At 71.8% G+C, this 20730-nt stretch carries 21 protein-coding genes; 12 read left to right on the top strand and 9 right to left on the bottom strand.

Going from position 1 to position 20730, the window contains the following annotated elements; all coding sequences use genetic code 11:
* Positions 1 to 515 precede the first annotated feature (515 nt).
* The gene (locus tag IPK37_05975) at positions 516 to 1157 is read left to right on the top strand and encodes a hypothetical protein (protein QQS01932.1); all 642 of its coding nucleotides are present in this window, start codon (positions 516 to 518) and stop codon (positions 1155 to 1157) included.
* Positions 1158 to 1368: 211 nt separating this feature from the next.
* Here the strand turns inward: IPK37_05975 and IPK37_05970 are convergent, their stop codons facing one another.
* The 3 genes from IPK37_05970 to IPK37_05960 form a co-directional block, all read right to left on the bottom strand.
* Complete coding sequence (locus IPK37_05970) at positions 1369 to 2310, bottom strand: phosphoglycerate dehydrogenase (GenBank protein ID QQS01931.1); 942 nt, start codon at positions 2308 to 2310, stop codon at positions 1369 to 1371.
* On the bottom strand, positions 2307 to 3080 hold the full coding sequence (locus IPK37_05965; GenBank protein QQS02704.1) for a TRIC cation channel family protein: 774 nt from the start codon (positions 3078 to 3080) through the stop codon (positions 2307 to 2309). The genes IPK37_05970 and IPK37_05965 overlap by 4 nt, the downstream gene beginning before the upstream one ends.
* A gap of 128 nt (positions 3081 to 3208) precedes the next feature.
* Positions 3209 to 3388: an aldo/keto reductase gene (locus IPK37_05960; GenBank protein QQS02703.1), complete on the bottom strand. Its 180-nt coding sequence runs from the start codon at positions 3386 to 3388 to the stop codon at positions 3209 to 3211.
* A 381-nt stretch (positions 3389 to 3769) separates the two neighbouring features.
* Between IPK37_05960 and IPK37_05955 the strand changes: the two genes are divergently transcribed.
* The gene (locus IPK37_05955) at positions 3770 to 4048 is read left to right on the top strand and encodes a hypothetical protein (protein QQS01930.1); all 279 of its coding nucleotides are present in this window, start codon (positions 3770 to 3772) and stop codon (positions 4046 to 4048) included.
* On the opposite strand, the gene IPK37_05950 is transcribed toward IPK37_05955, so the two are convergent.
* Positions 4030 to 4713, bottom strand: coding sequence for a methyltransferase domain-containing protein (locus tag IPK37_05950; GenBank protein QQS01929.1), 684 nt, complete (start codon positions 4711 to 4713; stop codon positions 4030 to 4032). The genes IPK37_05955 and IPK37_05950 overlap by 19 nt on opposite strands.
* A gap of 292 nt (positions 4714 to 5005) precedes the next feature.
* Between IPK37_05950 and IPK37_05945 the strand changes: the two genes are divergently transcribed.
* On the top strand, positions 5006 to 5971 hold the full coding sequence (locus tag IPK37_05945) for a pirin family protein (GenBank protein QQS01928.1): 966 nt from the start codon (positions 5006 to 5008) through the stop codon (positions 5969 to 5971).
* A 54-nt stretch (positions 5972 to 6025) separates the two neighbouring features.
* Here IPK37_05945 and IPK37_05940 read toward each other — a convergent pair whose 3' ends face one another.
* The gene (locus tag IPK37_05940) at positions 6026 to 7138 is read right to left on the bottom strand and encodes an adenosine deaminase (GenBank protein ID QQS01927.1); all 1113 of its coding nucleotides are present in this window, start codon (positions 7136 to 7138) and stop codon (positions 6026 to 6028) included.
* Positions 7139 to 7327: 189 nt separating this feature from the next.
* Here IPK37_05940 and IPK37_05935 point away from each other — a divergent pair, with 189 nt between their 5' ends.
* From IPK37_05935 to IPK37_05925, 3 genes are all read left to right on the top strand, one after another.
* Complete coding sequence (locus IPK37_05935) at positions 7328 to 8758, top strand: sodium:solute symporter family protein (protein ID QQS02702.1); 1431 nt, start codon at positions 7328 to 7330, stop codon at positions 8756 to 8758.
* A gap of 141 nt (positions 8759 to 8899) precedes the next feature.
* Complete coding sequence (locus IPK37_05930; protein QQS01926.1) at positions 8900 to 9391, top strand: winged helix-turn-helix transcriptional regulator; 492 nt, start codon at positions 8900 to 8902, stop codon at positions 9389 to 9391.
* Positions 9388 to 11523 carry an MFS transporter gene (locus tag IPK37_05925; GenBank protein QQS01925.1) on the top strand — a complete coding sequence of 712 codons (2136 nt, stop codon included), beginning with the start codon at positions 9388 to 9390 and terminating at the stop codon, positions 11521 to 11523. The genes IPK37_05930 and IPK37_05925 overlap by 4 nt, the downstream gene beginning before the upstream one ends.
* A gap of 49 nt (positions 11524 to 11572) precedes the next feature.
* On the opposite strand, the gene IPK37_05920 is transcribed toward IPK37_05925, so the two are convergent.
* On the bottom strand, positions 11573 to 12151 hold the full coding sequence (locus tag IPK37_05920) for a dihydrofolate reductase family protein (GenBank protein ID QQS01924.1): 579 nt from the start codon (positions 12149 to 12151) through the stop codon (positions 11573 to 11575).
* 105 nt (positions 12152 to 12256) lie between these two features.
* Here IPK37_05920 and IPK37_05915 point away from each other — a divergent pair, with 105 nt between their 5' ends.
* Positions 12257 to 12820, top strand: a complete 564-nt coding sequence (locus tag IPK37_05915; GenBank protein ID QQS01923.1) for a TetR family transcriptional regulator — start codon at positions 12257 to 12259, stop codon at positions 12818 to 12820.
* 142 nt (positions 12821 to 12962) lie between these two features.
* Positions 12963 to 14219, top strand: coding sequence for an ATP-binding protein (locus IPK37_05910; GenBank protein QQS02701.1), 1257 nt, complete (start codon positions 12963 to 12965; stop codon positions 14217 to 14219).
* Between the two features lie 21 nt (positions 14220 to 14240).
* On the opposite strand, the gene IPK37_05905 is transcribed toward IPK37_05910, so the two are convergent.
* Positions 14241 to 15593, bottom strand: coding sequence for an MFS transporter (locus IPK37_05905; GenBank protein QQS01922.1), 1353 nt, complete (start codon positions 15591 to 15593; stop codon positions 14241 to 14243).
* A 62-nt stretch (positions 15594 to 15655) separates the two neighbouring features.
* On the opposite strand from IPK37_05905, the gene IPK37_05900 reads away from it, so the two are divergent.
* The 3 genes from IPK37_05900 to IPK37_05890 all read left to right on the top strand — a co-directional run bounded on the left by IPK37_05900 (position 15656) and on the right by IPK37_05890 (position 18839).
* The gene (locus IPK37_05900; GenBank protein ID QQS01921.1) at positions 15656 to 17194 is read left to right on the top strand and encodes a pyridoxal-5'-phosphate-dependent protein subunit beta; all 1539 of its coding nucleotides are present in this window, start codon (positions 15656 to 15658) and stop codon (positions 17192 to 17194) included.
* A gap of 258 nt (positions 17195 to 17452) precedes the next feature.
* Complete coding sequence (locus tag IPK37_05895; GenBank protein QQS01920.1) at positions 17453 to 17977, top strand: sigma-70 family RNA polymerase sigma factor; 525 nt, start codon at positions 17453 to 17455, stop codon at positions 17975 to 17977.
* Entirely contained in the window at positions 17967 to 18839 is an 873-nt protein-coding gene (locus tag IPK37_05890; protein ID QQS01919.1) for a hypothetical protein, read from the top strand. Before IPK37_05895 ends, IPK37_05890 begins: the two co-directional genes overlap by 11 nt.
* Positions 18840 to 18981: 142 nt before the next feature.
* Here the strand turns inward: IPK37_05890 and IPK37_05885 are convergent, their stop codons facing one another.
* Together IPK37_05885 and IPK37_05880 are read right to left on the bottom strand one after the other, a co-directional pair.
* Positions 18982 to 19248, bottom strand: a complete 267-nt coding sequence (locus IPK37_05885) for a type II toxin-antitoxin system RelE/ParE family toxin (protein ID QQS01918.1) — start codon at positions 19246 to 19248, stop codon at positions 18982 to 18984.
* Complete coding sequence (locus IPK37_05880; GenBank protein ID QQS01917.1) at positions 19248 to 19475, bottom strand: ribbon-helix-helix protein, CopG family; 228 nt, start codon at positions 19473 to 19475, stop codon at positions 19248 to 19250. The genes IPK37_05885 and IPK37_05880 overlap by 1 nt, the downstream gene beginning before the upstream one ends.
* Before the next feature lie 141 nt (positions 19476 to 19616).
* On the opposite strand from IPK37_05880, the gene IPK37_05875 reads away from it, so the two are divergent.
* Positions 19617 to 20705, top strand: coding sequence for an S-(hydroxymethyl)mycothiol dehydrogenase (locus tag IPK37_05875; protein ID QQS01916.1), 1089 nt, complete (start codon positions 19617 to 19619; stop codon positions 20703 to 20705).
* The last annotated feature ends 25 nt before the right edge of the window (positions 20706 to 20730 follow it).

Raw genomic sequence — 20730 nt, 5'->3', positions numbered from 1 at the left:
ACGGGCGGTGCCACGACAGGGCCGTCGGCCGCAGGTGCCGGCCTCGGGGTGCCGGCCTCGGGCGCCCGCCTCGTGATACCGGCCTCGCGGTGCCGAGCTTGCCTCGTGTACCGGCTTCGGGGTACCGGCCTCGATCCGAGCGGCGTCCCGGCCCCGCCTTCGACTGGCGCCCGCTAACCCCGACTGCCGCCCTCTTTCCCGCACTGGCGCCCTCTTACCCCAACTGGCGCCCCGCTTGAGGCCGGGCGGCAGTAGGGGAAAGAGGGCGCCAGTGGGGTGTCGGGGCCTTGGTGGTTGCTGCGCGACGGTCCACTCGGGGGTAACCGGGCGAGCGTGCCGGTTCGGGGCCTTGCAGCGCTCCGGTCGGAGCGTGGTGGGTGCCCCTGGGACGTCGGGACACCGATCGGAGTGCTGAGGTGCCCACGAATAGCGAGGCGCGCGTGGTGGGACGGGGCGCCGGCGTCCTGGCGGTTTCCGTCCGTGACTGAGGACGGGACGCACGACATCCTGGAGGCATGGCCATGGCCACCGACTGGACCCCGCCCCCACAGGGCGTCAACGAGTTTCGCGAGTCGACCGCGGAAGAGGTGGCGGCGCTCCAAACCCGCATGTGGGCCGCTCAATGGGGGGTATCGGAGGACGAGGCCCGAGCTCGGCAGCGGGCGCAGGACGACTTCACGTCGCTGGTGGACGAGATCCGCGTCCGCCACTCGGCGTACTTCTGTGCCGCACGCTGGGATTCCGCGGCGCGCCTGGGTCATATCGTCATGACCGACGCCGTGCCCAGGTCACTGCGCGAGGAGCTGATTGGCCGGGCTGGCCCCCATGGCCTGGACTTCTCCGGCTGGTTCACCGAGGAGGAGCTCCGGCGGGAGACCACATTTCTCGTGGCGGAGGTCAAGGCGGACCATCACGCCCCGCCGTTCTCCGCCGGGCCGCTCACGGACGGGCGAACCCTGGAAGTGCGCTCAGGCACGAACTGTTCGGCGGCGGCGGACCGGTACGCGCAGGCCGCCGCGCATCGACTGCCCGGTGGCCGGGTCCCCGTGGTCCGGCAATCCCGCGAGTCCCAGGGAGATATCCGGCTCGGGGCCCACGTCTCGCCGGGCCGGGAGACCGGTCGCAGCCCAGGTTATCCACAACCCGACCGTTCGTGACCTGCCCGCTTGGTGCCATGGCACCCTTTGGGCAGGTCACGAACGGTCACTTCGTCTTATGCACTTGGTCTTATGTCACGCAGCCTCATGTCGCTTGGTCTGAGTCACCTGGTCTGATGCCACCTGGGCTTAGCCCACCTGGCCTGATGTCACCGGGCCTGCTGGCACCTGGCCTGATGTCGCCCAGCCTGAGGGGCCGCCAGCGGTCCGGCTAGTGGGAGACCACGTTGCGTAGGGGGTCGCCGGCCAGCAGCCGCCGTACGTTGTCCTCGATCAGCGCCGCCGACCCCACCGGCCTTCCGCCGGCGGCGTGCGGCGTGATCAGCACGTTCGGCGCATCCCACAACGGGCTGTCCGCCGGTAGCGGCTCGACGCCCGTCACGTCGAGTCCCGCCCCCGCCAGCCGGCCCGACTCCAGCGCCCCGACCAGCGCGACCTCGTCCACCGTCGAACCGCGCCCCACGTTCACCACGAGCGCGTGCGCCGGCAACAGCGCCAGCCGCCCCGCGGACAGCGCCCCCTCCGTCTCGGGGGCGCTGGGCAGCACCATGACCAGCAGATCCGCGCCAGCCAGCGCGTCGTCCAGCGCGTCCTCGGCCACGACCGGGTACCCGCCCCGCGCGCCCGCGCTCCGCGCCACCCCGGTGACCTCGGCGCCCAGCGCCGCAAGCAGTCCGGCCAGCGTCACGCCGATGCTCCCGAACCCCCAGATCACCACCCGGGCGCCCAGCAGCGTCGTGATGCGGCCCTCCGGGTGCAGCGGCCGCGGCCCGCCGAGGGCCCGGGACCATTCGTGCCGTGCCTGCGCCGCGGCGGCCTGCGGCAGCTCGCGTACCAGGGCCAGGATCAGTGCCAGGGCGTGCTCGCTCACGGGCTGGTCGTGCAGCCCCACCCCGCCCGTGACCAGCACGTCCAGGGCGAACCCCGCGCGCACCACGAGGTCCGGCCCGGCCGACAACGTCTGCACCCAGCGCAACCGGGTCAGCCGCTTGGCCGCGTGCGCCAGCATGTCGGCGCCGTTGCCCCAGTCCACGAGGATCTCGGCGTCGAGGTGCTCGTCGGGGATGGGCCGGTTGTTGCGGTACCGCACCAGCTCCACCTCCTCGGGCAGCCGGGGCTCGTCCTCGATCAGCGACGACAGCAGCAGCTTCACGGTGTCTCCTTCTCCGCCGGCCCGGTAGGGCTCGACCGTACGTCGTGGGTCGGCGCACCGCGAGAGCGGCCGGGTGCCTGCGAGGTGACGCGGCGCCGCGGCACGGCGTACCGCAGCGCGTTCGACGCGACCGACGGCGGCAGCCGCCACTGGACTGCCCCCGGCAGAGTCCACTTCCGCCACCGCGCCACCACGCCGAGCAGCCCGCACGTGCCGATCGACAGAGCCATGCCGAGCACCGGCTGCCCCAGGTGCGCGCAGACCAGCATCTCGGCGCTGCCGACCAGGGCCACCGTGGCGTACAACGGATTCCCGCCGAACACCGCCGGCACCCGCGCCACCAGCACGTCCCGGACGATGCCGCCGCCGACCGCCGTGAGCACGCCGATGAGCAGGCAGGGCAACCAGCCGAGGCCGACGGCGTACGACTTCAGCGTCCCCGTCGCCGCCCAGCAACCCAGGGCCAGGACGTCGGCGATCGCGAGCAGGCGCCCGGACCACCGGCCGCCCACGTCCAGCAGGTAGGCGGCGGTGGAGGCGGCGACGGCGGCGGGCAGGTACGCCGGGTGGGTGAGCGCGACCGGAAAACCCATGTCGAGCAGCAGGTCCCGCAGGACGCCGCCGCCCAGGCCGGAGCAGATGCCGAGGATGACGAACCCGACGATGTCGAAGCGCCGGGCGCGGGCGACCGCGCCGCCGAGCAGGGCGTTGGCGATGACGCCGGTCAGGTCGACGGCGTCGAAGAGCGCGCTGGGGTCGTACGTGGTCACGTCACACGGTGGCACGCGCCGATCGTATGCCGGGGGTGGCGGAACGCCCCGAACCCCACCGAGGACCGTAACCGGCGCCCCACCAGCTCAGAGCCGCGCCCCACCGGGTAAACCCCGCCTCGGGCAGTTCAGAAGCCCTCGGGCCGGCGCGGCGTGTAGGCCGCCTCCAGCCGCCGTACCTCCTCGTCGGTCAGCTGCACCGCGCACGCGGCCACGGCGTCGGTGAGGTGACCCAGCTTGGTCGCCCCGACGATCGGCGAGGTGACGGCGACCTGGCGGCGTACCCAGGCCATCGCCACCTGCGCCATGGGCACCCCGCGCTCGCCGGCGACCTCGGCCAGCCGTGACCATGGTTGCGTCGTAGTTGACGTAACCCATCACCGTGGTTGCGGGGTTGGTCACCGTGGTTGCGTCGTAGTTGACGTAATCCATCACCATGGTTGCGGATGTCGTCCACCGGCGGGCGAGCCTGGTATTGGCTCACCCTGCGTACCTCCTCCCCCCAGCGGGGGAGGAGCCACGCCGCCCGGCCGCTTCGGCGAACCCGCCCGCCGAGGGGGCCGACTCCGTCGTACGGGCGATCCGCAGGCCACGGGTCCGCCCGTAGCGTCGAGTCAACGACAACGAACACCGAAGCCGCACCCCCGGGTCGGACCACTTCGGCTCGGCCAACTCAGAAGGAGCCCGCCATGTCGCACGCCCGCCGCAGCCGCGCCCCCCGCCCCGCCAAGACGCCGCTCCAGAAGGCCGCCGACACCCGCCGCGTGGGCCTGATCTTCCTGCTCAGCGTGGCCCCGATGGCGGTCGCGAGCCTGATCGCCGCCCTCGCGAGCGGCCAGCCCGCCGCGGCGATCACCACGGCCCCGTCGATGCTCGCGCTCCTCGTGATCGGCGTCGCCCTGTATGTCACCGGTCGGCGCGACCTGGCGCGTCTGTCGGCCGCGGATCCTCAGGACACCGTGGCCTGACCGGCGACGATAGGCCACTCCGGCAGGAGCCGGTGGCTCCAGGGCGCCTCGACCGGCACTCGGTCGATGCGCGCGAAGCCGGCCGCGGCCAGGGCCTCCAGCGTGTCCCGGTCGTAGTGGCAGCCCGCGGCGTGGCGGACGGCCATCGGGGTGAGGGCGTGCTGGAGCAAGCGGCGCGGTCCTGCGCTCCGGGTGTGCTCGACGAAGGCGAAGACGCCGTCGGGCCGCAGCACTCGGCGTATCTCCCGCAGCGTCGCCGCCACGTCCGCCACCGAGCAGAGCACCATCGTGGCGACCACCGCGTCCACCGAGGCGTCCGCGTGCGGCAGCGCCTCGCCGCGCCCCTCCGCCACGCGCAGCCGCTGGCCCGGCGCCGGCGACGTCATGGCCACCCGGTGGCTGAGCAGGGCGCGCATGCTGCCCAGCGGCTCCACGAGGTCCACCGCGGTCAGGCGCGGGTTCCGCGCGTACCACGGCACATTCGCCCCCGTCCCGGCCCCGATCTCCAACACGTGCCCGCTCAGCTGCGCGATCAGCGACCGCCGCAGGTCGCCGAGGAAGGACCGCTCGGCGCCCGCATAGGAGTCGTCGTACCGCGCCGCGAAGCGCCGGCTCCGGTCGTCGTCGAGGATCGGCGGGTACGTCGTGGGTGGCCGAGTGGGCATGTCAGAAGCCTGGCGCGGTACGTCGTACGAGGGGCATCCGGGACCACCCTGGCCGCCCCCTGGACCACCCTGACGTCCGCCTGGGGTGCGCAGTGTCGGCCCCTGGATCGTGCGGGGAGACCGCGCCGCCGCCGCTCGGAGCCGCCTCGGGAATAGTTCAAGAATCAATTGAGTTGATGCCACCGTACGACGCCGCGGGCCGGCAACCCCCGAGGCCCCCGCGGCGTCGTACGAACACGCTCGTGCCGGCCCCGTCGGAGCGAAACCGTCGTCGACCCGTGAGGTGAGCGCCATGCCAGCCGTGACCGTCCCCGACCTGACCGTCCTGCCCCGCCTGAGCGCGCCCGGCCCCGACGCCCGCCCGCGCCCAGTCCGGTCCGTCACGACCGCCCCGAGCGGGCTGGAGGGCGAGGGCTTCCCGGTCCGCCGCGCGTTCGCGGGCGTCGACCTCGCGGACCTCGACCCGTTCATCCACATGGACCAGATGGGCGAGGTCGAGTACGCCCCCGGCGAGCCCAAGGGCACCCCCTGGCATCCGCACCGCGGGTTCGAGACGGTCACCTACATCATCGACGGCACCTTCGTGCACCGGGACTCGCACGGCGGCGGCGGGGTGATCACCGACGGCGACACCCAGTGGATGACCGCCGGATCGGGGCTGCTGCACATCGAGACGCCGCCCGAATCGCTGGTGACCAGCGGCGGGCTGTTCCACGGGGTCCAGCTGTGGGTGAACCTCCCGGCGGCGCTGAAGATGAGCCCGCCGCGCTACCAGGACATCCGCGGCGGCCAGGTCGCGCTGGTCAGCTCGTCCGACGGCGCCGCGCTGGTGCGCGTCATCGCGGGGGAGCTGGGCGGGTACGCCGGGCCGGGCGTCACGCACACCCCCATCGCGCTGGCCCACGCCTCGCTGCCGGCGGGGACCCGACTCGACCTGCCCTGGCGCCCCACGTTCAACGCGCTGGTCTACGTGCTCGCGGGGCGCGGGACGGTGGGCGCCGACGACCGCCCGGTCCGCACCGGCCAGCTGGCCGTCCTCGGCGCCGGCGACACCATCGTCGCGCGGGCCGACGCCACCCAGGAGAGCCGCAGCCCCGAGCTGGAGCTGCTGATCCTCGGCGGCGCGCCGATCCGCGAGCCGGTCGCGGCGTACGGCCCGTTCGTCATGAACACCCGCGCCGAGCTGGCGCGTGCCTTCGAGGACTTCCAGGCCGGCAAGCTGGGATCGATCCCCGCGGAGGATGCGCCGGGGAGGTAGCGGCGTGTCGCGCGGCGCCGCTGGGCTGATCAGGCCGCGCTCGCGGCCCGGGACTTAGGCCGCGCTGGCGGCCCGGGCGGCGGCGTACGCCGGTCGGATCACCTCGGCGATCAGCCGCTCCTGGGCCGGCGCGTTCCAGAACGCGGCGCGGGCCGCGTCGACGGTGAACCGCTCCAGGTCGCCGAGCCCGTAGCCGAACGCCGCGCTGAGGTGCGCCATCTCCTCGGTCAGGGTGGTCCGGCTCTGTAGCCGGTTGTCGCAGTTGACGGTGACGACGAAGCCCAGGGCGGCCAGCCGGCCGAAGGGGTGCGTCGCGATCGAGTCGCACACCCCGGTCTGGACGTTGGAGGTGGGACAGACCTCCAGCGGAATCCGGTGGTCGCGCACGTAGGTCGCCAGGTCGCCCAGCCGCGACGCCGTACGCCGTTGCCCCCCGTCGTCCCAGGACAGCTCGGCGAGGTCCTCGACGAGCCGTACGCCGTGGCCTAGCCGCTCGGCCCGGCAGTCCAGCAGGGCCTGTCGGATCGATTCCGGGCCGTCGGCCTCGCCGGCGTGCGCGGTGGTGCGGCCGCCGCCCGAGCGGACCAGGTCGAAGGCCGCCGCGTGGCTCACCGCCGGGAAGCCGGCCTCGGCGCCCGCGAGGTCGAACCCGGCGACGCCCGCGTCGGCGTACCGCAGCACCAGCTCGGCGATCCGCGTCGTCGGCGCGGTGTGCCGCATGCCGCACAGGATCTGGCGGACGACCACCGGGGTGCCCCCCGACGCCGCCTCGCGCATGCCGGCGGTCAGCCCGTCCGCCACGGCCTCGACGGCCTGCGCCATGCTCATCCCGCCGGCCACGTGCTGCTCGGGGGCCCAGCGGGCCTCGCCGTACACGACGCCGTCCGCGGCGAGATCCAGGACGTACTCGCGGGCCACGCGGGCCAGCGCCTCCGGCCGCTGCAGGACCGCGACCGTGTGGGCGAACGTCTCCAGGTAGCGGGGCAGCGATCCCGAGCTGGCCGCGGCGAAGAACCACTCGCCCAGCGCCGCGGGGTCGTTCGTGGGCAGCGCCCAGCCGACCTGGTCGGCGAGGTCCACGATCGTGGCCGGCCGCAACGCCCCGTCGAGGTGGTCGTGCAGCGACACCTTGGGCAGGGCGCGCAGGTCGGCGCTGGTGAGAGCCACAGCAGTCCTCCGGGTCAGGGGCGCCGTCCGCCGGCGCCGTGGGGCTGCCTTCCCATCGACCGCTGCGACCGTTGGGGCAACCCTTCTCGCGCGTCGTGATGCGGTCGGGCGGCCGGCTCGCCAGGATGGGCCGGGTCCCGTGGACCCCTTCGTCTGAGGAGCGACGTCGTGAACGTCATCGTCGTGATCATGGCCGTGTACCTGGCCGCCATGGTCGGCATCGGTCTCTATGCGCGCAGCAGGATCTCCAACACGGAGGACTATCACCTGGCCGGGCGCCGGCTCGGGGTGCTCATGACGGCCGGGACCCTGGCGGCCACCGAGATCGGCGGGGGCAGCTCGGTCGGGGTGGCCTCGAAGGCGTACGGCAGTTGGGGGCTGTCCGCGGGCTGGTACGTCGTGTGCGCAGGCATCGGCATCCTGCTGGTCTCGTTCGTGGCCCCGGCCCTGCGGCGCTCGATGGCGACAACCGTGCCCGAGGTGATCGGACGCCGGTACGGCGTGCCGAGCCAGGTCATCACCGCGGTCCTGGGAGCCGTCGCCCTCGTCGCGCTCGCGGCCGTGCAGATCACCGCCACGGCCACCATCGTCTCGACGCTGGGCGGGGTGGAGATGCGCACCGCGATCATCGTGTCCGGGCTGGCGGTGGTGTTCTACACGTGGCTCGGCGGGATGTGGTCGGTCACGCTGACCGACTTCGTCCAGTTCTTCCTCATCGTCTTCGGGTTCGCGATCGCGGCTCCCTTCGCCATCAGCGCGGCCGGCGGGTGGGGCTCGGTCGTCGACCGGTTGCCACCCGGCCAGCTGGGCTTCACCAAGATCGGCTGGCCCACGATCATCAGCCTCATCGTCCTGTACTTCATGACGTTCTCGACCGGCCAGGAGGCCGTGCAGCGGTACTACTCGGCCAAGACGCCGCGGGTCGCGGTGCTGGGGTCGCTGCTGTGCGGCCTGCTTATGGCGGCGTACGCGTTCATTCCGGCCCTGCTCGGCCTGGTCGCCCGCGCGCAGTTCCCGGGCATCCCGGAGAACAACGCGCTGGCGACCGTCGCCGTGGAGCTGCTCAACCCCGTGCTGGCGGGGCTGCTGCTGAGCGCGGTCATCTCCGCGACCCTGTCGAGCGCCTCCGGGGACCTCCTCGGGGCCGCGACCATCTACGTCAAGGACCTGCACCCTCGGATCGCCAAGTCCACGCTGTCCGACACCGCCGAGTTGACCCTGTCCCGCGTACTGGTCCTGCTGGTCGGGGCCATCGCCATCGTGATCGCGCTGGCCAGCGGCCAGATCATCCCGCTGCTGGTGTTCGCGTTCACGGTGCGCTCGGCGGGGCCGTTCGCCGCGTTCATCTTCGGCCTGATGTGGCGCCGGACCAGCCGCCTGGCCGGCCTCGTGTCGATCATCGTGGGCACCGTCGTCGGCATCTGGTGGAAGCTCGCCGATCCTGCGGTGCCCGTGATCAAGAGCATCGATCCCATCATCCCGGCGTCCCTGCTGGGGGTCGCAGTCTTCCTAGCCCTGCACCTGGTCGACCGGAGTCGCGGCCGGCTCGTCGGCGACTCCAGCGGACCGTACGCCGAGGGGGCCGCCCGCTCGGCCGCGACGGACGTCGCCGCTCCCTGAACCCTGCGGTCGAGATGCATCTGTTGGCGTCGCCCAGCCGGGATCCAAATTATGTGTATGCACCAAGCATCTGTACGCTGAGGGGGTCTGGACGCCATCCGTCCCGGCCGCGTTCCGTCGCATGACCGAGGGGGAGACGTCTTGAGCGCCAACCACGTCGACTCCTCGACCGATCGCCAGGCCGCCGCGCGGGATCTGCAGGTGCAGCTCATCGGCTTCAAGCGCACGCTGCACCTGATCCGCACGGGCAGCGGCCTGCATCGACGGACCACCGCGGCCGGCGTACCGGTCCTCGGCGTCCTGCGCCGCTGCGGCCCGTTGCGGACGACGGCGATCGCCGCGGAGTTCGGCCTGGATCCGTCCACGGTCAGCCGCCAGGTCGACGCGCTCGTCCAGTCGGGGCACGTTGAGAAGGTGCCCGACCCGGCCGATGGGCGGGCCGCGCTCGTCCAGCTCACCGAGCAGGGGCAGGCCGAGCTGGCCGCGCATGTCGAGGACATCACCGCCGCGCTCGGCGGCGTGCTCGACCGCTGGTCGATGGACGACCTGCGCACCCTGACGGCCCTGCTCGGCCGCCTCAACGACGACGTCTACGACTGTTTCGCCCCACAGACCAGCCAGGAGAACCCGTGACCGCGGTCGAAGAGCGGCCCTCCGCCCCCGCGCGGGCCACCGCGCACGCGGTGGACCATGACGTCCACGATTACCCCGACCACGCCACCGTGGTGCAGATCCTCATCGCCCTCATGGCGGGGATGTTCCTCGCCGCGCTCGACCAGACGATCGTGTCCACGTCGATCCGCACCATCGCCGACGACCTCGGCGGGCTGGACCGGCAGGCGTGGGCGACCACGGCGTACCTGATCACCTCCACGATCGCGACGCCGCTCTACGGCAAGCTCTCCGACATCTACGGTCGGCGCCGCTTCTTCCTGTTCGCCATCGCGATCTTCGTCGTCGGGTCGGCCGCGTGCTCGGCGGCCACATCGATGTACATGCTCGCCGCCTTCCGGGCCGTCCAGGGCATCGGCGCCGGCGGCCTGTTCTCGCTGGCCCTGGCGATCATCGGCGACATCGTGCCGCCGCGGGACCGCGCCCGCTACCAGGGCTTCTTCCTGGCGGTCTTCGGTACGTCGAGCGTCCTGGGCCCGGTCGTGGGCGGCTGGCTCGCCGACGCGTCGAGCCTGTTCGGCGTCACCGGCTGGCGGTGGGTGTTCCTCATCAACGTGCCCATCGGGATCGCCGCGTTCATCGGGGTGTGGATCAAGCTGCACACCCCGCACACCCGGGTCGACCACCGCGTCGACTGGTGGGGCGCCATCGCGCTCGTCATCTGCCTCGTGCCGCTGCTCGTCGTCGCGGAGCAGGGCCGCGAGTGGGGCTGGGGGTCGGGGATGTCGTTGGCCTGCTACGGCATCGGCGTCGTCGGGTTCGTGCTGCTCCTGCTGGCCGAGCGGCGGGCCGGCTTCGAGGCGCTGATCCCGATGCGCCTGTTCAGCAACCCCGCCGCGGGCGTGCCGCTGCTGGTCGGCGTCTTCGTCGGCTTCGGCATGTTCGGCGGGATGATGACCGTGCCGCTGTGGCTGCAGATCGTGCACGGCTACACCGCGATTCAGTCGGGTCTGGCGATGCTCCCGCTGACCGCCGGCATCATGCTGGCCTCCATCGTGTCGGGCCAGCTCATCTCGCGAACGGGCCGGTACAAGGTGTTCCCGATCGTCGGTACCGCGCTGATGACCTTCGGGGCGTTCCTCCTGTCGCGGATCGATGTGGACGTCAACATGTGGTACGTCGGGGTCGCCATGGCGGTCTTCGGGCTCGGCCTCGGCAACTGCATGCAGCCGCTGACCCTGGCCGTGCAGAACGCCGTCGACCGGCGCGACATGGGCGTGGCCACCTCCGCGGCGACGTTCTTCCGGCAGATGGGCGGCACCCTCGGCACGGCGATCTTCCTGTCGATCCTGTTCTCCACCGTGCAGGACAAGATCGCCGACGCGTTCAAGGCGGCCGCCGGCACGGCCGGCTTCCAGACGGCGCTGCATGATCCCGCCGTCGTGGCCAACCCCGCCAACGCCCCGATCCTGGCGATGCTCAAGGGCGGCGGGTCCGGCGGCGGCAGCTCGTCGATGATGTCGGACACGTCCTTCCTGGCGCACATCGACCCGCGGCTGGCCCTGCCGTTCCGGGAGGGCTTCTCCGACTCGATCACGCTGGTGCTGATGTGCGCGGTCGCCGTCCTGTCGGTGACCGTCGTGTTGACGATGTTCATCCCGGAGCGAGCCCTCGCCGGGCGGGCCGCCGTCGCCGAGGCGCAGGGCGAGGCCGCCGAGGCCGTGGTCTCGGGCGCGATGGCGGCGCCGCAGCGCAGTACGGCGACCCCCGCCGGGTCGCGGTCCGCGCCAGGCGCCGGGCGGGCCTACGCGCCCGTGGCCGGGGCGCGGCCGAGTGAGGCAGTGGGTCTGGCTGAGGCCCAAGGGGTCGGGTCCCGGGCGGCCGAGGCAGCGGGTCTGGGTCGCGGCCTAGCGGCCGGGGCGGTCACTCCGGTGCTCGCGGATCCCGCCGGCGTCGTGGCCACCCCGGATGAGGCGATCCAGGCGCGGATGCTGGTCGACTACCCGTTCCCGCTGCGGCCAGGGCTCCTGGCCCGGCTGGTGCTCCCGGAGGATCTGACGTCCTCCGAGGCTGACCGGCTCACGGCCTACATCCGCACGCTGGCCGTGGCCCACGACTGGCAGGACGTGCCGCCGCGCCACTACCTGGGCTGAGGCTCTTGGCGCCGAGGGGGGCGTCGGTGGCGCGAGCGCTGCCGACCCGCTAATCCCGGCTCCGAGGCAGGCGGAGCAGGGCGACGCCGCAGTCGAACGTCCGCGCCGAGTCGAGCCGGAACCGGCGCACCGCCGCAGCGCCGGCCTGCCGAAACAGCGGGATGCCGCCACCTAGCAGGATCGGGTTGACCTTGAGGACGAGTTCGTCGATCTCGTCGACGAGCGCCGCGGCCAGCGTGCCTCCGCCGGCCAGCCAGATCCCACCGCCGGGCTCGCCCCGAAGGCCCCGGACCAACCCGACCGGGTCCGCAGTGAAGCCCACGTCCGGCGCGTCGGGGGTCTCGGTCCGCCGCGTCGCCACGTACTGGCGAAGGTGCGGGTAGGGGCTCGTGATGCCCAGGTCGAGCGCCGGGGCGTAGGTGTTCCAGCCCATCAGGACGGTGTCGTACCGCGTGCCTGACGGGGCAACCCCCAGCGCCTGGTGGGCGTGAACGGGCAACGTGTCCGCGTACTCGGAGCAGATGTGCTCCGCCAGATCTCCCTCGAACGAGAACGCGTCGTAGCCCCCGTCGGGGTCGGCGATGAAACCGTCGAGCGAGGTCGCCACGTAGTAGGTCAGGGTGCGCATCCGGTCCTCCCGTTCTGTAACCACGACGAAAGTCGTGGTTGCCTAGGATCGAGCGTACGACGGCTGTCGTGGTTGCCGCTACCCTCGGGGGATGGAGCTCAGCCCATGGTGAGGAACCCGGAACGGCGTACGGCGTTGGCGGACGCCGGCATTCGGGTGCTGGCCCGAGACGGTGCCCGCGGCCTCACGCACCGCGCGCTGGATGACGAGGCGGGAGTGCCGCGGGGGACGGCCTCCAACTACTTCCGCAGCCGGGCCGACATCGTCGCGGCGCTCATGGCCCGGCTGACCGAGCGCCTCACCCCGGACCCTGCCGTGGCGCGGGAGCTGGCTGCGAGACCGCCCAGTCGGGAGCTGTTTGCAGATTACCTGCGGGACATCGTCAGGCGCCTGACCGCAGACCGCGACGCCGCGGTGTGCCTCTTCGAACTGCGGCTCGAGGGCATCCGCCGGCCCGAGATCGCCGAGGTGGTGGCGCGCTGGCAGCGCGAGGCGTTCGCGGCGGACGTGGCTTTCAATGCGGCGGCGGGCCTGCCCGGCGGCCGCCGGGTGATCGTGCTGTTCCACTACGCGCTCGATGGCCTGCTGCTGGACCGGCTGACGACGCCGCTGGAGCCCGATCTCGATCCGGGCGCGGCGATGGACGCCCTGGTCGATGGCCTGCTGTAAGACCGCCGCCGGCAGAGATGGCTCCAGCTGTGGTCCGCCACTCACCCGCGTAGGCGTCGGGAAACGGTAGCGTAGTGGTCCGGGAAACGGTAGTGTAGCCGTCCTGCAAATGGTAGCGTAGGTGACCGGTGGAGGCAGTGTGGTGGAGCCGGCCTACAGGTCACGGACGGTCGACGTTGAACTCGACGAGCTCCTGCCGCACGCTTCAGCCATCGCGATCGACGGGGCGAAGGGCGTAGGTAAGACGGAAACGGCTCGTCGGCGCGCGAGGACGACGTGGTACCTCGACGACCCCGCCCAGCGCCAGATCGCCGCCGCGGACTTCACGCTGTCCGCCGTCCCGTCCGGCACGTTGCTCCTCGATGAGTGGCAGAAGCTGCCTCAGGTGTGGGATTCGGTGCGGCGTCGAGTACATGCCGGTGCGCCCCCGGGCCGCTATCTCCTCACGGGATCGGCCGCACCCGTTGACCCCGCCGGGACGCACAGCGGCGCCGGTCGGCTCCTGTCTGTGCGCATGCGGCCGATGGCGCTGCACGAGCGCGGCAGCACGACTCCCGCAGTGTCCTTGGCGGCTTTGCTTGCTGGGCGCTCGGAGCTCCCGATCGCCGCCACCGACCACGCCCTGCGTGACTACGCCCAGGCCATCACGTCGAGCGGGTTCCCCGCCGTCACGCAGGCCGCGCCCCGGCTGCAGCGCGCGATGCTCGACACCTATCTCATGCGCGTCATCGACCGGGATCTCCCAGGAGAGGGGGTCGAGGTACGCCGGCCAGAGACGCTCCGTCGATGGCTGGCCGCCTACGCAGCCGCCTCGACCACGACCACGTCGTACTCGAAGCTGCTCGACGCCACGACGGGCGGAGATGGACGTCAGCCGGCGAAGACCACGACCATCACCTACCGCGACCACCTCACGCGCCTGTGGCTCTTGGATCCGGTGCCCGGCTGGATCCCCGCAAACAATCCGATCAAGCGCCTGCAGCAGGCGCCCAAGCACCAGTTGGCCGATCCGGCGCTGGCCGCCCGGTTGCTCGACTTGGGGCCGGCGTCGCTGATCGCGCCCGCCGGTGCCGCGATGCTGGGGCCGCTGTTCGAGTCGCTGGTGACGCTCGGCGTTCGGGTTGCGGCGCAGGCGGCTGAGGGCCGGGTGTTCCACCTGCGGACGAACGGGGGGGAGCGCGAGATCGACCTGATCGTCCAGGGAGTCGAGGGTCAGGTGCTCGGCATCGAGGTCAAACTGGCGTCGGCCGTGACGGACTCGGACGTGCGCCACCTGAGGTGGTTGCGGGACCAGCTTCCCCAGACGGTGGTCGACCTCGTCGTCGTGACCACGGGGTCGCAGGCCTACCGCCGACGAGACGGCATCGCGGTCGTGCCGCTCGCGCTGCTGGGCCCGTAGCGGCTCAGCGGGATCAGCGGATTAGCGGGCGGGCTCCTCGACCTGGGGCGTGTACCGCCAGAATGCCGGCACCCGCCACGCCGCGATCGCGACGCCCACGATCACCAGCAGCCCCCCACCGATGGTCACCGGCGCCGCGCCGAGCCGGTCTGCCGCGCCCCCGTGGACGACGTCCGCGACCCGCGGACCCCCCGCCACGACCACGGTGAACACGCCCTGCAGCCGGCCGCGCACCTCGTCGGCCGCCGCCCCTTGCAGCATCGACTGGCGGAATGCGGCGGAGAACATGTCGGCCGCGCCGGCGGCGGCGAGGAAGGCGACGGCGGGTCCCAGCCACGGAACGGCGGCACCGCCCGCGACGGCCACGCACGCTCCGAACGCCGCGACGCCCAGCCCCCAGACGCAGATCAGCAGCACGACCGCCCGGCCCTGCCGCCGCACCCGCGACACCCAACCGGACAGCGTCCCGCCGATGACGGCGCCCAGGGGAATCGCCGCGAACAGCACCGCGAACGCCGTACCGCCCTCCGCCGGCCCCCCGAACGCGACCTGCGCGATCTCCGGGAACAGCGCCCGGGGCATCCCGAACACCATCGCGATGATGTCGACGATGAACGACATGAGCAGGATGGGCTGGTCGCGCAGGTAGGCCAGGCCGTCGATGACGGACCGTACGCCGGGAGCCCGCGCGGCGCCCGCCGCCTCCGCCCCCGCGTCCCGGGCCCGCGTCAACGGCGGCAGCAACCAGACCGCGCGCAGGGTGGCGAGCAGCGACAACGCGTCCAGCAGGTACAGCCACGAGTACCCCAGCACCGGGATCAGGGCCCCACCGACCAGCGGCCCCGCGATGCCGCTGGCCATCATCACCGTGAAGTTCAGCGAGTTGGCCGCCGGCAGCAGCTCCGTCGGCAGGATCAGCGGCAGGATCGCGCTCCGGGTGGGCTGGTTGACCGCGAAGAACGCCTGCTGGACCGAGAACAGCCCCAGCAGCACCCACACGTTGTTGAGCCCGGCCGCGGCCTGCGCCCAGAAGCCTCCCGCCGTCGCGATGAGGCCGACCGTGGTGAGGAGCAGGAGGGTACGCCGGTCCATATGGTCGACGAGCGCCCCGCCGTACAGTCCGAAGATCACCAGGGGGACGAGGCCGAACAGGCCGGTCAGGCCGACGTACCCCGACGAGCCCGTGATCGCGTAGATCTGGGCCGGGACCGCGACGACGGTCAGTTGCGCGCCGATGACGGTGATGATGTTCGCGGTCCACAGGCGCCGGAAGTGCGCGGTCCGGAGGGGACGGGTGTCGGCGAAGACGCTGCGCAGATCCACGCGCTGGAAACCTCCGGAGACTTTGGCCCAAGTATGGTGACAAGAGAGCATACTTTGGGAAAAGATGGATCCACACGCCGTACCCGGCGGCCCCGCAGGCAGGAGTGAGAACGATGACGTCCACGCTAACGTCGCAGACCAGCCAGCAGCAGGCGCTCGAGGACCAGTTCGGGCTGGCCGACCGCGTCGTCAACCCCGAGGTGCTGGCCAACAGCGTCCAGCGGTTCCGCGAGCGGGGCATCACGCTGCCGACGTTCGAGGAGCTCAGCAACCCGCCCAAGTACATCGCCAAGGACAAGGCCGGCGACGCCGACCCGCAGGGCCCGGACAACCGGAACCTGTGGCGGGTGCACTGGTACAACGACAAGGACGGCAATCAGGTCGACGTCCCCGAGCACGTGGTGCTCACCAAGGAGCTCACCGGGATCGACTCCCCGGTCCTCGTCCTGTTCGGCAACCGCTTCCCGATGATCACGGCGCACAAGGTGCTGGCGGCGTACGCATGCCTCGCCCCGCGTCTCGTCACGGGTCAGTTCGACCCGACCGCGCACCGCGCGATCTGGCCGAGCACCGGCAACTACGCCCGCGGCGGCGTCGCGATCTCCAAGCTGATGGCCTCGCGCGGCGTGGCGATCCTGCCGCAGGGCATGAGCCAGGAGCGCTTCGACTGGCTCGACAAGTGGTGCGAGAACCCCGCCGAGGACGTCATCAAGACCGTCGGCACGGAGAGCAACGTCAAGGAGATCTACGACGAGTGCAACCGGCTGGCCCAGGACCCGAAGAACTTCATCTTCAACCAGTTCGCCGAGTTCGGTAACCACATCACGCACTACTTCGTGACCGGCCGCGCCATGGCGCACGTCTTCGAGGACTACAAGAAGCAGTCCGGCCGCGACGACCTGCGGCTCGCGCTGATGACCTCGGCCACGGGGTCGGCGGGCACGATCGCGAGCGGGGAGTACCTCAAGGACACCTACGGCACCAAGGTCGCCGCGGTCGAGGCGCTGGAGTGCCCGACGCTGCTGATGAACGGGTACGGCGAGCACAACATCCAGGGCATCGGCGACAAGCACCTGCCGATCATCCACAACATCAAGAAGCACGACCTGGTCTGCGCGATCAGCGACAGCTCCACCGACATGCTCGAGGTGATGTTCAACGAGCCGGCCGGCGTGGACTACCTGCGGGCCAAGGGCGTGCCGGAGTCGATCCTGGAGTCCCTGCCCGACTTCGGCGTCTCCTCGATCTGCAACGTGCTCGCGGCGATCTCCTGCGCCAAGGTGCTGGGCCTCGGCGCGGACGACGTGATCGTCACGGTCGCGACCGACGGTGGCCAGATGTACCCCTCCGAGCGCGTCAAGATCAAGGAGCGGGACTTCGGCGGCGAGTTCACCGCGCAGCAGGCCGCCGAGGTCTGGGGCCGGCACCTCGCCAACGTCCCGACGGACGCCACGCTGGAGATGACCGAGTTCGACAAGGACCGCATCTTCAACCTGGGCTACTACACCTGGGTCGAGCAGCAGGGCACCCCGTTCGAGCTGTTCGAGGCCCGCCGCAACCAGGAGTTCTGGACGGACCTGCACAAGTACCTGCCCATTTGGGACGCCATGATCCGCGACTTCAACGCGCAAGTCGCCGCTGAGCAGGGCTGAGACCGCCGAAGCGGCCAGCCCCCGGAGCCCCCGGTGCCCCGTTCCGCGACGGGCACCGGGGGCTTCCCGTCGTGATGACCCCGCCCGTCCCCGCCTGGCGGTGTGGCGGGGCTCACACGACGTACCGCTGAGGTCGGCCAACCAGCACGGCCCCGCCTGACTTGTCCTGGTGTCGCCGCGCTCAGCGGGCGGGCGGGAGTCACCGAGGGGAGGCGGTACGTCGTGGGCCGGGATCCGCAGGCTCCTCCAGCGACCGGCATGGTCAGCGCCGCCGCCATCTCCCCCGTGGAGGAGATCTATCGCGCGCAATACCAGCGGCTCGTCCGGTACGCCTACCTGCTGACCGGCCAGCTGGCGGAGGCCGAGGACGCCGTACAGGACGCGTTCGTGGTCCTGCAGCGCCGCCCCGCCATCGCTGCGGACCCCGACCAGGCGCGCGCGTACCTCCACGTCGTCCTCCTGAACCGCACGCGGGGGGCGCATCGGCGGGTTCGCCGCGAGGCGTCCCTCCACGGTCGACTGCGCCTGCTGGCGTCCGAGGCGGCGCCTGCGGCGGATGCCGTGATCGGCACCCACGACGACCTGGTGGCGGCGGTCAACGCCCTTCCGCGACGGCAGCGGGAGGTTGTCGCGCTGCGGTACTGGGCCGGTCTGTCCGAGCGCGAGATCGCCGTCGCACTGGGCGTCACGCCGGGCACCGTGAAGTCCGCCTCCGCCCGCGCCCTGCGCTCGCTGTCCCGCAAAGTCTCCATCGACGCCGGGGGTGTTTCCCATGACCGCTGACCTGGAACGCGCGCTGCGGGCGGCGTACGACGACACAGCCGGGCTGCCCATCGCCCCGCCGGGACCGCTGCCGGCACTGCCGCGACGTTCGCCGTGGGCCGCGCCCGTGGCCACGGCTGCCGCCGTCGCAGTGCTGGTGGGCGGGGTGTACGTCGCCAGTCACGGCGCCCATCCGGACGGCACCCCGGTGCCGGCTGCCCCGACGACTACGCCGACGGGGACCGCCCCAACGACCTCGCCCTCGTCGGTGTCGCAGGGAGCGACGGCGTCGCTGCGACACACGGTGCCCCCGGGGGGCGAGAAGATCGACCTGGTCGGGCCCTTGGTCGTGCGGGAAGGGACCGGTGCGATCACCGTGGACCTGGGCTCCCGGCCGGCGGGCGCCAACGCCGTCGCCTACGACGTGTCGTGTCTATCGGCGGGCAGCTTCTCTGAGCCGTTCGGCACCATGTCGTGTGATGGCCCAGGACACGTTTGGGCCGAGCCCGTGCCGCTCAACGCTCGGGATGTTTCAGCTGGCCAGCACGTCTTCGCCTACACGGGGACCGGTCGATATCGAGTGCGCATCGGGTGGGCGGCGCGCACCATCGTGCCCCTGGCGACAAATGCCCGCGGGCAGACCTACGGCAGTATGGCTTTCCACCTCGAGCCGGACTTGGTCTCGGTATCGATGGAGAACGGGGGTACCGGGTACGTGCTGCGCACCGACCTGGAGGGGGACGGGCCCCCACGCACGCCGATGACCACGAGTGCGGTGCCCCGCAAGATCCCGGTGTACGAGTCCGACGGCGTCACCGTGATCGGTGAATTCACGATCGGCGGCGGTCAGGCCTCCTCAGGCGGTGAGGCGCCGGCCGGCTAGGGAAGCGCGCTGGTGTTGTCGGGTGCGGCCGAGCCCACATGACTGGGGCGTTATGCGTTCCCCGGAGCGCATAACGCCCCAGTCAGGGCGCCCTCGACCGATGGTGCTGCCGTGTCGCACCGAGGCTCGCAGCCCCAGCCGCTTAGTCGTCGTACACGACGGACCGATGGCCGAGATCAAGGGCGACGATGACCACCTGCTCGCGACGAATATCGAGGATGACCCGGTAGTTACCCACCCGAAGTCGCCATAGTCCGGCTAGCGGGTCAGACAGTGCCTTGCACGCGCCCGCCGGATCGTCCAGGGTGGCCACGCGCTCTACGGCGTCAAACACCCGCCGCGCGACGGGCTTGTCGAGCTTCCGCAGGGCCTTCGCGGCCCTAGGCGAGTATTGGACCTGCCAGGCCATCAGAAGAGTTCGGCGGCGAGTTCGGCGCTGGAGACGGTCCCGATCTCACCCCGGCGGATGGCTTCCGCCTCGCCACGCAGTTGATACGCGTACTCCAAATCATCCAGGTACTCAGCTAGCGCTTCCCGAACGTAGTACGCCGCAGGGCGCCCCGTGGTGGCGCTCAGGGCGTCGAGGCGCTCCTTGGTCGCGGCGTCCAGCCGGACGCTGACCACGGATGTAGACATGTTTACAGGTTAGTCCCCAGACGAAGCCGTGACCAGACGGGGGAAGACCGGGCCAAGCCCCGTACGACGTACCCCGTCTTGCTGGCGCCGGGGGTCGGCGCTTGACTGGAGGCTGACCCGCCCGCCCCCAAGGAGCCCAGCATGCCCAGCACCGTCAAGGGAGTGATCGCCCGCAGCAAGGGCGCGCCCGTCGAGCTCGTCGACGTGATCGTCCCCGACCCCGGCCCCGGCGAGGCGGTCGTCCGCGTCCAGGCGTGCGGGGTCTGCCACACCGACCTGCACTACCGCGAGGGCGGCATCAACGACGAGTTCCCGTTCCTCCTCGGCCACGAGGCGGCGGGGGTGGTCGAGGCGGTCGGCGAGGGCGTCACGGACGTTGCCCCGGGCGACTACGTCATCCTCAACTGGCGGGCCGTGTGCGGGCAGTGCCGGGCGTGCAAGCGGGGCGAGCCCTGGTACTGCTTCGCCACCCACAACGCCACCCAGAAGATGACGCTCACCGACGGCACCGAGCTGACCCCGGCGCTCGGCATCGGCGCGTTCATCGAGAAGACCCTGGTCGCGGCCGGCCAGTGCACCAAGGTCGACCCCGACGCGGCCCCGGCCGCGGCCGGGCTCCTGGGCTGCGGCGTGATGGCGGGGCTCGGCGCCGCCATGAATACCGGCAACGTCCGGCGCGGGCAGTCCGTGGCCGTCATCGGCTGCGGCGGCGTGGGCTGCGCGGCGATCGCGGGCGCCAAGCTCGCGGGGGCCACCACGATCATCGCCGTCGACCTGGACGACACGAAGCTGGACTGGGCCCGCGGCATGGGCGCCACCGACACCGTCAACAGCACGGCCGCCGACCCCGTCGCGACGATCCAGGAGCTGACCGACGGGCACGGCGCGGACGTCGTGATCGACGCAGTCGGCCGCCCGGAGACCTGGAAGCAGGCGTTCTACGCCCGCGACCTCGCCGGCACCGTGGTGCTCGTGGGCGTACCCACTCCGGACATGAAGGTCCCCGACATCCCGCTCATCGACGTCTTCGGGCGTGGCGGGGCGCTGAAGTCCAGCTGGTACGGCGACTGCCTGCCCGACCGCGACTTCCCCATGCTCATCGACCTCTACCGGCAGGGCCGCCTCGACCTCGACGCCTTCGTCACCGAGACGATCGGGCTCGGCGACGTCGAGGGCGCCTTCGACAAGATGCATCGCGGCGAGGTGCTGCGTTCGGTGGTGACGCTGTGAACGCCGGTACGTCGGGCGCCGCTGG

This window comes from Austwickia sp. (assembly GCA_016699675.1).
Lineage (GTDB): Bacteria > Actinomycetota > Actinomycetes > Actinomycetales > Dermatophilaceae > Austwickia.
The sequence above is the reverse complement of the archived record's forward strand: the minus strand, read 5'-3'. Positions and strand labels throughout refer to the sequence as shown.

Bases quoted from the DNA above. Each gene is read 5' to 3' on its own strand.
- IPK37_05975 (QQS01932.1), top strand. From the start codon at position 516: ATGGCCATGGCCACCGACTGGACCCCGCCCCCACAGGGCGTCAACGAG.
- IPK37_05960 (QQS02703.1), bottom strand. From the start codon at position 3,388: ATGGCGCAGGTGGCGATGGCCTGGGTACGCCGCCAGGTCGCCGTCACC.
- IPK37_05955 (QQS01930.1), top strand. From the start codon at position 3,770: ATGTCGCACGCCCGCCGCAGCCGCGCCCCCCGCCCCGCCAAGACGCCG.
- IPK37_05950 (QQS01929.1), bottom strand. From the start codon at position 4,713: ATGCCCACTCGGCCACCCACGACGTACCCGCCGATCCTCGACGACGAC.
- IPK37_05945 (QQS01928.1), top strand. From the start codon at position 5,006: ATGCCAGCCGTGACCGTCCCCGACCTGACCGTCCTGCCCCGCCTGAGC.
- IPK37_05935 (QQS02702.1), top strand. From the start codon at position 7,328: ATGGCCGTGTACCTGGCCGCCATGGTCGGCATCGGTCTCTATGCGCGC.
- IPK37_05920 (QQS01924.1), bottom strand. From the start codon at position 12,151: ATGCGCACCCTGACCTACTACGTGGCGACCTCGCTCGACGGTTTCATC.
- IPK37_05915 (QQS01923.1), top strand. From the start codon at position 12,257: ATGGTGAGGAACCCGGAACGGCGTACGGCGTTGGCGGACGCCGGCATT.
- IPK37_05905 (QQS01922.1), bottom strand. From the start codon at position 15,593: ATGCTCTCTTGTCACCATACTTGGGCCAAAGTCTCCGGAGGTTTCCAG.
- IPK37_05900 (QQS01921.1), top strand. From the start codon at position 15,656: ATGACGTCCACGCTAACGTCGCAGACCAGCCAGCAGCAGGCGCTCGAG.
- IPK37_05895 (QQS01920.1), top strand. From the start codon at position 17,453: ATGGTCAGCGCCGCCGCCATCTCCCCCGTGGAGGAGATCTATCGCGCG.
- IPK37_05890 (QQS01919.1), top strand. From the start codon at position 17,967: ATGACCGCTGACCTGGAACGCGCGCTGCGGGCGGCGTACGACGACACA.
- IPK37_05885 (QQS01918.1), bottom strand. From the start codon at position 19,248: ATGGCCTGGCAGGTCCAATACTCGCCTAGGGCCGCGAAGGCCCTGCGG.
- IPK37_05880 (QQS01917.1), bottom strand. From the start codon at position 19,475: ATGTCTACATCCGTGGTCAGCGTCCGGCTGGACGCCGCGACCAAGGAG.
- IPK37_05875 (QQS01916.1), top strand. From the start codon at position 19,617: ATGCCCAGCACCGTCAAGGGAGTGATCGCCCGCAGCAAGGGCGCGCCC.